This window comes from Streptomyces smaragdinus, assembly GCF_009604385.1.
GTDB lineage: Bacteria > Actinomycetota > Actinomycetes > Streptomycetales > Streptomycetaceae > Streptomyces > Streptomyces smaragdinus.
Genome location: NZ_WEGJ01000046.1, coordinates 29,710 through 43,539 on the forward strand (window position 1 = coordinate 29,710; position 13,830 = coordinate 43,539).

8 protein-coding genes and 1 tRNA gene are annotated in these 13,830 nt (G+C 72.2%); 2 read left to right on the plus strand and 7 right to left on the minus strand.

The genetic code is table 11. The features are described from left to right. Positions 1-29: 29 nt before the first annotated feature. The 5 genes from SRB5_RS31815 to SRB5_RS31840 all read right to left on the minus strand — a co-directional run bounded on the left by SRB5_RS31815 (position 30) and on the right by SRB5_RS31840 (position 10,331). Positions 30-929 (minus strand): ABC transporter ATP-binding protein, encoded by a 900-nt coding sequence (locus tag SRB5_RS31815; protein ID WP_153456954.1) that lies wholly within the window; start codon positions 927-929, stop codon positions 30-32. A 96-nt stretch (positions 930-1,025) separates the two neighbouring features. Next, complete coding sequence (locus tag SRB5_RS31820) at positions 1,026-2,093, minus strand: DNA polymerase III subunit beta family protein (protein ID WP_153456960.1); 1,068 nt, start codon at positions 2,091-2,093, stop codon at positions 1,026-1,028. 393 nt (positions 2,094-2,486) lie between these two features. Continuing rightward, positions 2,487-4,427 carry a pentapeptide repeat-containing protein gene (locus SRB5_RS31830; RefSeq protein ID WP_153456955.1) on the minus strand — a complete coding sequence of 647 codons (1,941 nt, stop codon included), beginning with the start codon at positions 4,425-4,427 and terminating at the stop codon, positions 2,487-2,489. Positions 4,428-4,440: 13 nt separating this feature from the next. Next, positions 4,441-5,820 carry an esterase/lipase family protein gene (locus SRB5_RS31835; RefSeq protein WP_153456956.1) on the minus strand — a complete coding sequence of 460 codons (1,380 nt, stop codon included), beginning with the start codon at positions 5,818-5,820 and terminating at the stop codon, positions 4,441-4,443. Then, the gene (locus tag SRB5_RS31840) at positions 5,817-10,331 is read right to left on the minus strand and encodes an AAA family ATPase (protein ID WP_153456957.1); all 4,515 of its coding nucleotides are present in this window, start codon (positions 10,329-10,331) and stop codon (positions 5,817-5,819) included. Before SRB5_RS31840 ends, SRB5_RS31835 begins: the two co-directional genes overlap by 4 nt. A 64-nt stretch (positions 10,332-10,395) precedes the next feature. On the opposite strand from SRB5_RS31840, the gene SRB5_RS31845 reads away from it, so the two are divergent. Continuing rightward, positions 10,396-11,385, plus strand: coding sequence for a translation initiation factor 2 (locus SRB5_RS31845; RefSeq protein WP_153456961.1), 990 nt, complete (start codon positions 10,396-10,398; stop codon positions 11,383-11,385). A 68-nt stretch (positions 11,386-11,453) separates the two neighbouring features. Here SRB5_RS31845 and SRB5_RS31850 read toward each other — a convergent pair whose 3' ends face one another. Continuing rightward, positions 11,454-12,017, minus strand: a complete 564-nt coding sequence (locus SRB5_RS31850; protein WP_323378816.1) for a CGNR zinc finger domain-containing protein — start codon at positions 12,015-12,017, stop codon at positions 11,454-11,456. An 85-nt stretch (positions 12,018-12,102) separates the two neighbouring features. Between SRB5_RS31850 and SRB5_RS37655 the strand changes: the two genes are divergently transcribed. Then, complete coding sequence (locus SRB5_RS37655) at positions 12,103-13,539, plus strand: alpha/beta fold hydrolase (protein WP_194293090.1); 1,437 nt, start codon at positions 12,103-12,105, stop codon at positions 13,537-13,539. Between the two features lie 80 nt (positions 13,540-13,619). Here SRB5_RS37655 and SRB5_RS31860 read toward each other — a convergent pair. Beyond that, a tRNA-Ser gene (locus tag SRB5_RS31860) sits at positions 13,620-13,707 on the minus strand. Positions 13,708-13,830: the final 123 nt, after the last annotated feature.

Sequence of the window (13,830 nt, forward strand, 5' to 3'; positions counted from 1 at the left end):
TGTTCCTTTCGGTCGGTACGGAGGGGACTTCAGGGAAGTGCGGGGACCGGCACCCGGTCCTCCGTCAGCCGCAGGAACGCCTCCTCGAGGGAGGTCCCGGCCTCCGTCAGCCCGGACAGCGCGATCCCGGCCCCGGCGGCCACCCGCCCGATCTCGCCGGGGCTCGTCCCCCGCACCTCGAGCCCGTCCGCCCCTCCGGCGCTCACCTCGTGCCCCGCCGCGACCAGCGCGTCGCGCAGGGCGGCCGGATCGGGGGTGCGTACCGAGACGCACGGGTCGCCGAGGCCGGCGAGCGTCCCGTCGTAACGCGTCCGCCCCCGGCTGATGATCACGAAGTGGTCCGCCGTCTGCGCCATCTCACTGAGCACATGGCTGGACACGAGCACGCACCGCCCCTCCGCCGCGAGCGACCGCAACAGCCCCCGCAGCCACGCCATCCCCGCCGGATCGAGCCCGTTCGCCGGCTCGTCGAGGATCAGCACCCGCGGATCCCCGAGCAGCGCGGCGGCCAGCCCCAGCCGCTGCCGCATCCCCAGCGAGTACCCCCCGACCCGTCGCCCCGCGTCGTCGGCCAGCTCGACCATCCCGAGCACCTCGTCGACCCGCTTCCGGTCGACACCCCCGGCGGTGGCGAGGATCCGCAGATGGTCCCGCCCGCTGCGCCCCGGGTGGAACCCGGTGGCCTCCAGCATCGCGCCGACGACCCGGCGCGGATGCGGCAGCTCCTGATACGGACGCCCGCCGACGAGCGCCGTGCCCGCGGTGGGCTTGACGAGCCCGAGCACCATCCGCAGCGTCGTTGTCTTCCCCGCCCCGTTCGGCCCGAGGAACCCCGTGACCAGCCCCGTCGGCGCGGTGAAGCCGACCTCGTCGACCACCCGGTGCGAGCCGTAGAGCCTGGTCAGCCCGCGGACTTCGATGTCCGGCATTGCTACCTCCCCATGAATGTGCGTTCATGAACCTGTGTTCATGCTAGCGCGCACGGCTGCGGCCGTGACGGCGGATCCGTCACGGCCGCAGGGGGATCAGCTCTCCAGACGTACGGGCATCAGGAGCGAGAAGGCGTCCTTGGAGTCGGGCCGGCGGATCGCCACGGGCCCCGTGGGGGTGCCGAACTCCAGCACCAGCCGGTCCCGCGCCCCGGCGTCGAGGGCGTCCAGCAGGAACTCGCGGTTGACGGCGACGTCGCCCTCCTCGCCGACCGTCACCGTGCCGTCGCCGGTCACCCGCAGCAGGCTGAGCTCGCACGCCGTCCCGCCCGGCCCCTGCGCCTCGCCGGTACGGCTGGGACCCTGGGCCACCTCCGTACGGAACGCCGTCACGTCGACGGTGGCGCGGGTGCCCTCCGGCAGCTGGACGAGGCGGCGGTAGTCGGGGTAGTCGTGGGCGAGGAGCCGCCCGGCCACCTCGCGTTCCCCCGCCGTCAGGGTCACCCGGTCGCCGTCCACGGAGAGCGTCACGGTGACGTCGTCGGTGAGCAGCGCCCGCATCGCGTCGACGAGGGGGGACGGCACGACGGCCTGGGCGCGGGGCCCGTCGTGGCCGCCGGCGGCGGCGCGGGCGACGGCCATCCGGTAGCGGTCGGTGGCCACGGTACGGAGCGTGTCACCCTCGGCGTCGAACAGCACGCCGCCGAGGACGGGCAGCTCGGGATCGGTGCTGGCGGCGAACCGGACGGCGTCCAGGGCGGCGGCCAGTTCGGGTGCCGGGACGGTCAGGCGGACGGCGGTGGGGCGGGGCGGCGTCATGGGATTCTCCCTGTCTTCGAGAAGCGCTCGGACCTCGGAGAACTCGACGCGGGCGGCCCCCAGCCGCTGCTCGAGGCGACGCAGATGCGCCTCGAGCAGCTTCCGTACCAGCTCGGCGTCCGTCCCGGACCAGCCGGCCAGCACCAGCCGGATGTCGGCGACCGCCATCCCGGCCCGCCGCAGCCGCGCCACCAGCCGGGCCTCGGCGACCTGCTCGGGGCCGTACCGGCGGTAGCCGCTCATCGGATCCACCCGGGCCGGTACGAGCACGCCCGCGCCGTCGTAGAAGCGCAGCGTGCTCGCGCTCAGCCCGCTGGCCCGGGCCATCTCACCGATGCCGATCATCTCGTCCTCCACGTCCGGGACTCTCGGCCCTCTACCAGGTCGAGGGTCAAGCTCATGGGTCCGCAGTGCCCGCAAGGTGGAACGGATCGCGTGCGACACGGACGCGGCCAACGACCACAACAAGGCGGCGGAGGGCTGCGTGGTCGGCAAGGTGCTCTACAACCACGGTCAACGTCCCCCCGAACCGCTTCGGCTGGGTCGAGACGGCCCCGGTCCCGCGCGAGACGCCGGGCTACTGGCGAATCACCCTGGACGGTGCCGGGGCACAACGTCCCGTACCCGAAGGACGGCACGAACGGCGTCAGCTCGTACACGGTGCTGCGCACGTCGAAGACGCCTCCGCGGGGGGAGCTGTGCGACGCGTAGCACGTGACGTGCCCCGACCGGGGCACGTCAGCGCTTCACGCGGTTGCGCACGGCGAGGACGGCGAGCCCGAGCAGGGCTGGCTCAACCAGACGGGCGGTCATCTCGACGTACGTCCCGGTGGTGGTCAGGTCCTGTCCGGAGGCCCGGAAGATCACGGAGTTGGCCACCACCCGCAGGGATTTCTCGAACCGCGCGCCCGACAGCCGGTCGGCGTACGGTCCGTCGGGATTGACGGGCGCCGGCTTCCTCGTCGTCAGGGTCACGTGACGGCCGTCGGTGGTTCCCGCGCTGACCGGGTCAGGGTCGCTCTGCGGCAGTCCCCACAGCATCATGGCGAGCACGGTGGCCGTCATCGCCAGCACCAGCCAGGCCAGGGCACGTACGGCGCGCAGACCGTAGCCGGAGAGCGCCCAGTACAGCCGTAGCAGTGTCCGCTCACCGCGGGACACCGCGGCGTGGCGGCGCATCTCCATCTCGCCGTAGTAGAAGTCGGCCGCCCCCGGCTCGTTCCGGCCGTCCTCGAGCGCCTTGCGGAGCTGCCGGTAGACGGGCGCGAGCACGACGGGGTCAGGCGTCTCGGCTTCCGCTGGCGCGGGCGTCCAGCGGCCGCCGTACCGGGTCGCCCGCCAGTGGTGCTCCTCGGCGAGGGTCTGCCGGCGTATCCAGCGGGGGCCGCCCGGCGGCTGTGCCAGGCCGCAGCGGCCTTCGAGCCGCAGCTGGTCCAGATGGACCGTTTCCACGAAGAGACAGTCGGCCAGATCGACGTCCGCCAGTACCAGGAACGCGGCGTCCACGCCCCTGACCGAGGTGACACGCACCGTGGCATCGATGAGGTCCGGTTCAGCGATCTTCCCGGTCTCCGGCGACACGAACCGCCGCGGCCGTCCGACGACGGTTACCGGGGACACCAGCACGGCATCGCTCAGGTCGACCCGCGCGAACCGCAGCCGCAGTGCGGCGGTGGACGCCCAGCGCGCCTGCTGGAAGCGCACTTCCGGCGCGGCGGCCTCCAGCGTGACCGCCACCTCGAACACGGCGCCGGAGAAGTCCACCGTCTCCGGACAGACCAGGGGCCCGATCCGGGCGGTGCGCCGGAACACCGTCCGCCGGAAACTCACCCCTGCCTCGAACCCGGCCCCGGCGAACGACAGATCACCGCCGATCTCGGCCGCGTCGAATGTGGCCTCCGCCGCGAAGTGAGCCTCGGTGAACAGCATGTCCCCGCCGACGATCGCTCCGTCGAAGCAGGTCCTGCCCCGGTGGAAACGCGTACCGTCGAAACACGCCCGGCCTTCGATCCGGACCTTCTCGAAGTCGCCACCCTCCTCGAAGACCGCCCCGTCGAAGGCGGCCTCCCCATCGACGACCGCCCCGGCGAAGGAGGCGAGGCCGGCGATGCGGACACCCGAGAAGTAGGCGTTACCGCACGTCATGTCCTTGAACACGGCGCTCCGGCCGACCTCGCGGACGTTGAAATGCACCGCGCCCTCGACCTCTGCCCCGTAGAACCAGGCGTCACCGCCCACGTAGGTGTCGTCGAGCCACACATCCCCCGCGACCCGCGCCGCGCCGAGGCGGAAATCACCCTCCACCCGCACCTCGCGGACATACACGTTTCCGTCGAACACGGCTGACGCGAAGGAGCAGAAGCCGCTGAAGTCGATCCCCTCGAGCTCCGCGTCACCGGTGAACCGCGCCTCGTCGAACGACACGTCCCCCACCCGTGCCCGCCCGCTGCCTGGATCCCTGAGCGGTGCGAGGAGCTCGTCGAGCAGGCTCTGGGTGAAGGGCGTGCCCCGGTGGTCGAGGTCCATTCCGGGGGTGAGCGAGGCCAGATGGGCGGCCCGTCCGGCGTCGTCCAGATGCGCCAGACAGAGCGTGTACGCGCCCACCGTGCGCCCGCGGCAGTGTTCCCCCGTGTCGATGTGTCCGCACCGCGGCCAGGCGGGGGCTTCGGTTCGGGTCATCCCAGTCCCCGTTTCATACCGCCACGACCGTCACGTCCTTCCGGTCGCGCTTCTTCGGGTGGTCGACCATTGCCTCGACCACCCAGCGTCCGGGGGCGACTTCCGGTTCGGCCCGGTACCGGTCCGGCCCGTGCGGGCGGAAGACGACAGGCTGCTTGTCGGTCCGGCCCGAGCGCCACATGAAGGTGCGCAGATCGCGGCCCAGGAGGTCACGCCCCAGCAACTCGACCACGAACGGTCGGCCGGCGGCGACCGGGTTGCGCGGGAAGTGCAGGATGATGCCTTCTCCACCGGCGAGGTCAGGGGCGGGCGGGTCTCCCGCGCGGACCGCGAGCATCGCGTCCCGGAGCACGTGGCCGCTCGCCAGGTCTGCGTTCCGGACATCGGTCCACAGCATGGGGTCCCCGCCGGTCCAGTCTGCGACGGCCGACCGGCGCGGCACGGTCCCGTCCCCGTTTCCGGGTAGGCCGCCGGTGATCCGTGACCCGTCGGAGGAGAGCACGAGCGACTCGGGGCTCGGGAAGTCGATACTGCCGAGACAGTGCACGGTGTAGGGGAGCGGGCCGGCCCGTCGGTGCTCGTCGCACGCCGCGCGGAACTCCTCCCGGAAGGCAATCGCCGCGAGGACGGCATCGCCCGGCAGCCCGGGAACCGGGTAGCGGCCGTCGGTGAGCTGCCGCTCGCGGCTCTTGCCTTCGACCCGTACGGCGGGATATCCGGGCAGCAGCTCGGCGACCGCCGGCAGGGTGAGCGCCCAGTCGCGCAGCGCCTCGTTCAGCCGGGCTGCCGCTGCCGCGCCGGGTCCCGCGCCCTCGGGAACCGCGTGTCCGGCCAGCAGCCGGGCGGCCTGCACCAGTCCCTGCTGCGGCGTGCCAAGGGTGACGAGGGCGCGGGCGGTTTCCCGGCCGTTCCCGTGTTCCAGGTAGTGCCGTCCGATCAGCCCGCCCGTCGAGTGGCCGACCAGAATGACACGCGGATCGTCCTCCCGTTCCGGGTAATGCGCATCGACCTCCCCACGCCACCGCTCAAGCTCACGCGTTACCCGTTCCTTCAGCCGCCGGGCCACCAGCCTGTGGGACAGCCGCCAGTCGTAGCCGAACGGCACGAACTGTGCGTCGAGCGGGTCGCCGAGAGCGGCACGGAGATCGGGATAGCCCATGCAGGACATCAGCCCGGGTACGGAGTCGGGGACCTGGAGCAGCGCGTCGGCGTCCAGCCGGAAGGGGTCCTCGGGCGGTGCGTCCCCCAGCCCCGGCGGGAGGGTCACCTCGGTGAGCGCCGGGACCACCGGGGCGAGCAGCCGCTCGGTGCACCGGGCCCACACGTCCTGGCCGTCGCGGAGCAGCCGGGTACCCAGAAACCCCGGGACGAATACCACCAGATCGTGTTTCATGCACTCTCCCCGTGTTTGGCGCCGAAGAACGTGTGCGGAAGCCGGATCAGATCGCAGCGGTCCTCCCCCTGCAACGCGATCACCAGACCTTCCGGGTCCATCGCGGTACGGACGGCGTGCACGGTGTACCCCCGAGTGGGGATCGCCGGTCCCTCCAACCAGGTCCTCGACCACAGGTCCCAGGCGCGGTGAACGGTCTCAGGGGTGCAGAGCAGCAGGACGGGCCGCTCCACGGGGCCGACGAACACCAGGGATGTCACGTCGGGGAAATCTCCCGGCAGCCGCTCCGGAGGATGGATGCTTGCGCCGTCCCCACCCGAGGGGGAGCAGTCCCTGACGTAGACGGAGTCGTGTTCCGCCCAGGCGAGCAGCGGAATCGAGGCGTCATCCTCGTCGTCGTACAACTCCCCGAGGGCGAGGCAGGAGGGGGCGGCCGTGAGCAGGACGCGCTGTTCGACGCCGTGTCCGTCCTCGCGCCAGACCTTCAGCTGGTCGCTGAGATCACCGGCCGTCCAGTACGAACCGTCCCGCAGGACCCTGGTGTCGACCCCGCAGAACCCGCGGTCCGCACGGACGGCGGACAGTTCCGTCCCGGTGGACGAGACATCGGCCGGGATCTCGTGCCGTACCAGCCGCCGGCCGTCGGCCACGCTCAGCCGTAGCGTCCCGGCGTCCGGTCCGCCGGTGAGGCTCAGCGCGCGGGCCGGTGTACCGGCGTCACCGCCGAGCCGGATATCCCGGTGGACGACGACCGACAGGCCTTCGTCGAGCTGCCACAGCCGTACGATCCGCCCGGCCGCGGCGGCCACAGTCCAGCCGCCGGCCGTCCGCGCGGCGGCCACCGCTGTCACCGTCCGTCCCTCGTGGGCGAGTTCGGTAGCGGGCAGAGCAGCCGGATCCCCCTGTCGGGGGCGGGAGACGCGGACCCGGTCGTGCCACGCGCGGCACAGCAGGGGCGGCCCGTCCGGCGCGTCGGCCAGGTCCACCACCGGGCGCTCGTTGCTCGGCCGCCGCTGGATCCCGTACCCGGCGGCCAGCGCGGGGACCACGTCCACCACCCGGATGAACGGGCCGTCGGCGACCGCGAGCAGTCCCCGGCCGCCGGGCTCGAACGCCATGGCGCCTTCCCGGGGGGCGTTCAGCACAAGCGTGGCCTCGCGGTCCGATCCGACGGACCAGATCCGCACGGCCACCTCTTCGTATCCGGCGATCAGCAATTCCTCGCCGTACAGCCCGAAGGCCAGGCCGCGTGCGTTCGAGGGGTACTCCGTCACCAGGTCCACGACCGGGTCGCGGCCGGACACGGCCGTGCAGCGCCACACGTACACGGCGGTCCCGTCCGCGACGGCGAAGAAACCCTCCCGGGCGGAGACCGCGAGCGTCGCGGCGGCCATCGTGGGCGCCGCCAGGGACACGCCGGGATCGGCCCGGCAGGCGCGCAGCCGGTCGACCCCGGCGCGCGTGCGGTCCGCCTCGAACAGCTCCACCCGCTCGGCACCCGCCGTCAGAACGAACATCCGCGAGCCCAGGGTGAGGGCCGCGAGTTGCCGCACGTCGGCCATGAGGACTTCCCTCAGCTGTGTGTCCAGATGCTCGCCGCTCCTCCAGGACCACACCCACACCCGGTCCCCGTCGGCCGCCAGGGCCACGCTCTCGCCCTCGACCTCGGCCACCGCCAGGGCGCGCAGGGTGCCGCCCCAGCGGTACGCCTGATCCGGGGTCCGGGTGCCGGTCCGCCAGAAGTACACCGCCTGGTCGTCGCGGGCGACGGTGGCCCAGCCGGACCCGGCCCCCACCTCACGCACCTCGCTGAGGGCGCGTCCGCGCTCCCCGCCGGTCCGGGGCAACCGCCGGCTCAGCAGCCGGGACCCGGACTCCGGGTGCAGGACCTGGACCTCGCCCAGCCCGCCGGCGGACAGGGTGCCGGTGTGCGTCAGCCCCGCCGTCCGGGTCCCGGCGCGCCAGCTCAGCGCCTGCGCGCCGCCCGGCGGGGCTGTCTGGCGCCACTCCGGGGGGTCCGGCGGGACATCGGTCCAGAACTCCTGCCAGGGCAGGAAGCCGTCCAGCGTCCGGTACGTCGCATTGCGGTGGCTGACGAAGGCGGCGGCGCTGAGCAGGGCCTTCCGCTCCAGCAGCAGCTCCTCCTTCTCGGCCTGCGACGGAGTGCCGGTCACTCGGGGGAACGAATCCGCGACCCTGCCGTACAACGCCGCGCCGTCGCAGTCCCGGGCCAGCCCCGCCGCGAGCGGCAGCATGACGTCGGGATTCGTGTGCAGCAGGAAACCCGTGTCCTCGAAAAGCTCTCGCAGGGCGTCCGGCCCCACCTGGGCAGCGTGAGCGCCCAGATACTCGCGGGTGTACTCGTCGGCCCCACCCCAGTCGCCAGCCCGGGCGCGCAGAGCGTCGAGCACCCTGCGGTGGGCCTCGGGGGCGGTCCAACCGCCCCCGGAGAGAAAGAAGTCACCGTAGCCGGGGTGGGCCAGCTGACGGCGGACCCGCCTCGCCTCCTGCCCCCCGCCGTCGCTCTGGGAGGCGACGATGCCGCCGTCGGCACCACGGCACACGTTCCGCAGATCCTCCGCGGTGAGCTCGGGGCTGCCGTCCGTACGCAGGGCGTTCGCGAGTGTCAGCCAAGTCTTGTCCGGGGTGAGGCCGGGTCCCTGGACCACCGCCAGCGCCCGCAGCACCTCGTGGGCGCGCTCCGCGCCCGGCTGTTCGCTCAGGTGGCGCGTCTCCTCCGCCAGACGGGTGTGCAGGTCCACGCCGCCGTGGCGGAGCCACGCCAGCAGCTCGGTCTCGGAGGCCATCGTGACCCGCCGGGCGAGTTCGGTCGCGGCCAGCCGGGCCACCAGGAACAGACCGCGGCTCTGTGCGGCGATCGTTTCGGCGGTCCACTCGCGGTCCTCGCGACGGGCGTCGCCCCGGTACGGCGAGGTCCCGCTGTCCAGTACGGACAGCACCATGCCGGTGATGCTCGCGCGCGAATCCTCGTCGTCGTCCAGGACCACGGGGTCGACGCTCAGTTCGAGGGCGTCCAGCAGCGATTCCTCCTCCGCCGTCGCGGTGGTACGGCGGCGGGGCTGTGTCCGGGTGCCGACGACCACCCGGATTCCGGGGGTGTTCGCCAGCGGGCCGAGCACATGCCGGGCGATCACGTACGCCTGGTCGGGGAGTGCCTCGTCGAGCGCGTCAAACAGCAGGTTCACCGTGCCCGCCCCGGCGACCAACTGCCGGAAGGCATCCGTGAACTTCTCCGACATCACCGGTTCCTCGGGCATCGGCGGCGCTCCGTCGATGCCCGCCAGCACCTCCCGCAGCTGCGCGGCCAGCGAATGGGCGGACTGGCCGCTGCAGCTCAGCACCGCGTGAATGGTTCCCGCGCGGGGCAGCGTCGCGGGGTCGAGGTCCGGTCCGCGGGTTTCGCGCCAGCTCGCCAGGGAGGTGAGGGCCAGCCGGCCGAGCAGCGCGGTCTTTCCGGTGCCCGCCCGGCCGGTCACCGCGAGCATCCCCCTCGGATGGGTGTCGAGCCAGCGCACGATCCGGCTCAGCGCGTCCCGGCGGCCGACGAAGTGGCGGATGAGATGGCTGTCCTCCTCCAGGCCGAACTGCTCGGCCTCGATCCACGGCTTGCGCCGAGTCAGTGAGGCGGGCGTGTACAACGGCAGATCGGTCTGCCGGTAATAGGGGTTGTCGAGGAAGTCGTTGGGAAGCCCCCGCACCTCCCGGCAGTCCGGCCGCTGCGACGGATCGTCCAGACCGTCGTCCACCGCCTCCGCGTCCACGGCACGGCAGAGATACGGCAGCGGCAGATACAGCGCGGAGGGCTCGAACGGACGGGCCTGGTCGTCCGCCACGAACTCAGGCTTCGCCAGCGCCGCCTCCAGCCATGTCACCCAGCGACCCGCGGCCACCTGCGCGTCCGCCCCGGACGTACCGATGACGGCGAAACCCTTGCGCCGGCTCTCGTGCGCCCGGATCACCGCGGGATCACGTTCCAGCTCCACGGCGTGCCGTACCGCCTCGCCCAGGGAGTTGTAGCTCCGGGAGGAACAGGCGTCGATGATCAGCAGGGTGTCCGCCTCGTACTCCGGCCGCAGCAGGAAACCCACCAGTTCGAGCATGGAGACCGCCCGGGCGGGGTCGAACTCCCCCGTCTGCCAGGAGTCGGCGCAGGCGAGGAAGTAGCCTTCGTCGCCACGCTGGACGCCGTGCCCCGTCCAGTACAGGATCTTCCGCCGGGCTCCGTTGGTCAGGAACTGTTCCAGCCCCGACCACAACTGCCCGCGGGTCGCCCCGCTCCGGTCGGCCCGGAGTTCCCCGCCGAACCCCAGCCTTTCCCGCACGGTGCCGGTGAAGCGGTCGCGGACCTCGTTCAGTTGCGGGCGGCGCAGCCGCTGCCGTTCCACCGGGTCCGGATGGAGATATTCCGGTACGGCGATCGTGGCCACCAGGGATGTCGCGCGTCGCTCGGCCTTCAGTAACGCCGGCCGGTCCGGGTCGTTTCGTACCATGAGATCGACAGCCCCCCCGATTGTCCAACACAGCTTATTGACAGTGGAGTCGGCGATGCGAGCGATGCGAGACAGATTCACCGTGGTCGGCCGGGCAACGGGCTGTCATCTCTTCGAGGGCGACGGGACCCGGCCCATCGACGAGGAGAACGTCCACGTCAAGTACACGCCGCGGCGGGTGGAGTTCCCGGAGGAGATCGCCGGCTGGCGGCGGGCCATCGAGGTGGAGGAGGAGCGCAAGGAGGCCGCCGGTCTGCCGCACCGCTGGAACAACGCGCGCTTCGCGGTCGAGCGGGTGGTGGTCACCCGTACCCATCTGGCCGAGGTGCCCGTGGTGTCCCTTACCCTGCGGGACGCGGACTACTTCGACTTCCTCACCACCTCGCTCAACCTGGACCGGCGCCAAAGGAACGGCCGCACCTTGCGCGAGCAGTATCTGGAGGGCCGCGACCCGGCCGACGCGCCCTCCTGGATGAACTGCAGCTTCGGTATCAACGTGGCCCTGGAGACCGGCAAGGACGGCAAGATGCTGTTCTCCCGGCGCAGCGCTCTGGTCGCCGGGCCGAACAGCGCCCGGTGGAACTCCTCCGCCAACGAAGGCATGGCCCAGCAGCATGATCTGCCCGGCGACGGCGGTCCGGTCAGCCTGCACGCGGTCGCGCGCCGCGCCATCTACGAGGAGCTCGCCGTGCACGACGGGGACCGGACCCGGGTGGAGCTGCTCGGGTTCGGGCTCGATCTGGTCAACCACCAGTGGGCCGCGTTCTTCCGCGCGGTAGCCCCCGGGCTCGACGAGGCGGCGCTGCGGCTGCGCTGGACGCGGGGTGTCACCGACAAGTGGGAGCACGACCGGTTCGAGTTCGTGGACGCGAACCCGGAGTCGGTGCTCGGGTTCATTGCGGACGAACCGGAAGGGCGGTGGACACCGTGTGCGCCGACTCTGTTCTACCTGGCCCTGGTACGAGGCGCGGTCGAGCGCGCGGGCGGTGACCCGAGCGGCAGGTTCGCGGTGGAGGAGGCGGAGCAGGAGATCGTGTCGGCCCGCAGTCTGTGACTCACGGGTTGTATGCGGGTGCACGTCGGCGCCCCCGCTGGCGGGACCTCTGCGAGGTGTAGCGGGCGTCACGCCCCCTCGCTGTGGCGCCGGTAGTAGCGCCTGACGCGGACCCGGTTGCCGCACCGTGCCGCCGAGCACCAGCGGCGGCGGGGGTGCGCGGGGAGGAAGAGCATCCGGCAGTCGGGGGCCTCGCACCGGCGGACCTTGGTGATGCCGGGGTCGGTCAGCAGGTCGACGGCCGCGTCGGCGAGCTGCGCCAGCAGTTGCGGCCGTTCGGCGCCCTCGCGGACCTGACGGGCGACGAGGGCGCCGTCGGTGCCGGTCGTCAGCATCCGGTGGGCGGGGGCGGCGCGGACGGCGCGGTTGACGGCCTCGATCGACTCCATGTGGGGCGGGCGCCCCTCCCGCGCCCGCTCCACCGCGTCCTCCACGTGCTCGCGCAGCCGTCGTACGGCGGTCAGGTCGGCGGCGACGAGGGGACCGTCCGGCGGGGTGAGCCGGTGGGCCTGGGCTTCGAGCCAGGCGGCGAAGTCCCGGGGGTCGTCCAGCGCGTCGATGTCGCCGTCCGGGGTGTGCGCACGGGTGTTGAGCAGGTCCAGCGCGAGGGGTTCACCAGTCAGCAGGTCCACGATGCTAATGCTACCCAACGCCGTTGACACGTTAGGAGACCGGCCGCTAAAACTAATGCATCATCAAGCCTGAAAGGCATGTGACATGACGACCGTCGCCCACCTCAGCCACCGGTACGCCGACGTCGACGGCGTGCGGGTCTTCTACCGGGAGACCGGCCCGGCACACGGCCTCCCCCTCCTGCTGCTGCACGGCTTCCCGTCCGCCTCCCACCAGTTCCGCCGCCTGATGGACGCCCTGGGCACGCGCTTCCGCCTGATCGCCCCCGACTACCCGGGCTTCGGCCACACAGAGGCGCCGGAGGGCTTCACGTACTCCTTCGACGGACTGGCGGACGTGATGGACGGCTTCGTCGAGAAGCTGGGGCTGGACCGGTTCGTGCTGTACGTCTTCGACTTCGGCGGCCCCGTCGGCCTGCGGCTGGCCGCCCGGAACCCGTCACGGATCGCGGGCCTGATCGTGCAGAACGCCAACGCGTACGAGGAGGGCCTGTCCGCCCTCGCCAAGGAGACGATCGCGGCCCCCGCCGACCGACTGGGCGACCTGTTCACGCTGCCGGTCACCCGCGGCCAGTACGAGGACGGCGCCGGCGACACCGAACGGATGGCCCCCGACGGCTGGACGCTCGACCAGCACTTCCTCGACCTGCCCGGCCGCAGGGAGGCCCAACTGGCCCTGGCCCTCGACTACAAGAGCAACGTGGCCCTCTATCCCCAGTGGCAGCAGTGGCTGCGCGACCACCGCCCTCCCACGCTGATCCTCTGGGGCACCGGAGACCGGATCTTCCCGCCGGCCGGCGCCCACGCCTACCTGCGCGACCTCCCCGACGCCGAACTGCACCTCTTCGACACCGGCCACTTCGCCCTGGAGGAGAGCCTCCCCGAGATCGCCCCGCTGATCGCCGGCTTCCTGACCCGCCGAAGCCGCCTGAGACTCGCGGTCATAGGCGCCACGGGACACCTCGGCGGCATCATCGCGGGCGAAGCCTCGGCCCGTGGCCACCAGGTCACCCCCCTCCACCGCCCGGCGGTCGACGTCACGGACCCCCGCTCGATCACCCGGGCCGTCCACGGCCACGACGCGGTGATCGTCGCGGTGAAGGGCCCCGACCGCCTGGTCCCCCGAGCCGCCGAAGCCCTCCTGCGCGGCCTCCCCGAGGCCGGCGTCCCCCGCCTGCTCTTCGTCGGCGGCGGCGGCAGCCTCGAGTACGCTCCCGGCCTCCGCTTCATCGACTCCCCGGACTTCCCCCCGCAGTACCTCGAAACGGCCCGCGACCAGGCGGAAGCCCTGACAATCCTCCGCACGGCGACCACCCCCGTCGCCTGGACCTACGCCAGCCCGCCCCCACTCCACCTGACCCCGGGCCCCAGAACGAACACCCACCGCACGGCGGCCGGCGACACCCCCCTCACGGACGCCGACGGCGAGAGCCGCATCACGACGGGCGACTACGCGGCGGCGATCGTGGACGCCGTGGAACACCACACGTACATCCGCGAACGCTTCACGGCGGCGTACTGACACCCACCGCCCGCCCGAAGAACGCGAAGGGCCCCACCGCAAAACGGTGGGGCCCTTCGACATCGTGCCCGGTGAGGCACTGGCGGAGGATACGAGATTCGAACTCGTGAGGGGTTGCCCCCAACACGCTTTCCAAGCGTGCGCCCTAGGCCACTAGGCGAATCCTCCGTGGAGAACAGTACAAGACGGCGGGGGGTGCTCGCGAACCGGTTCGGGTGGGGGTGGGAGACGTTGTGGACCATGAAGACGAAGTCGGTGAGCGCCGGCGAGTAGGCGGCGCCTCCCGCGCAG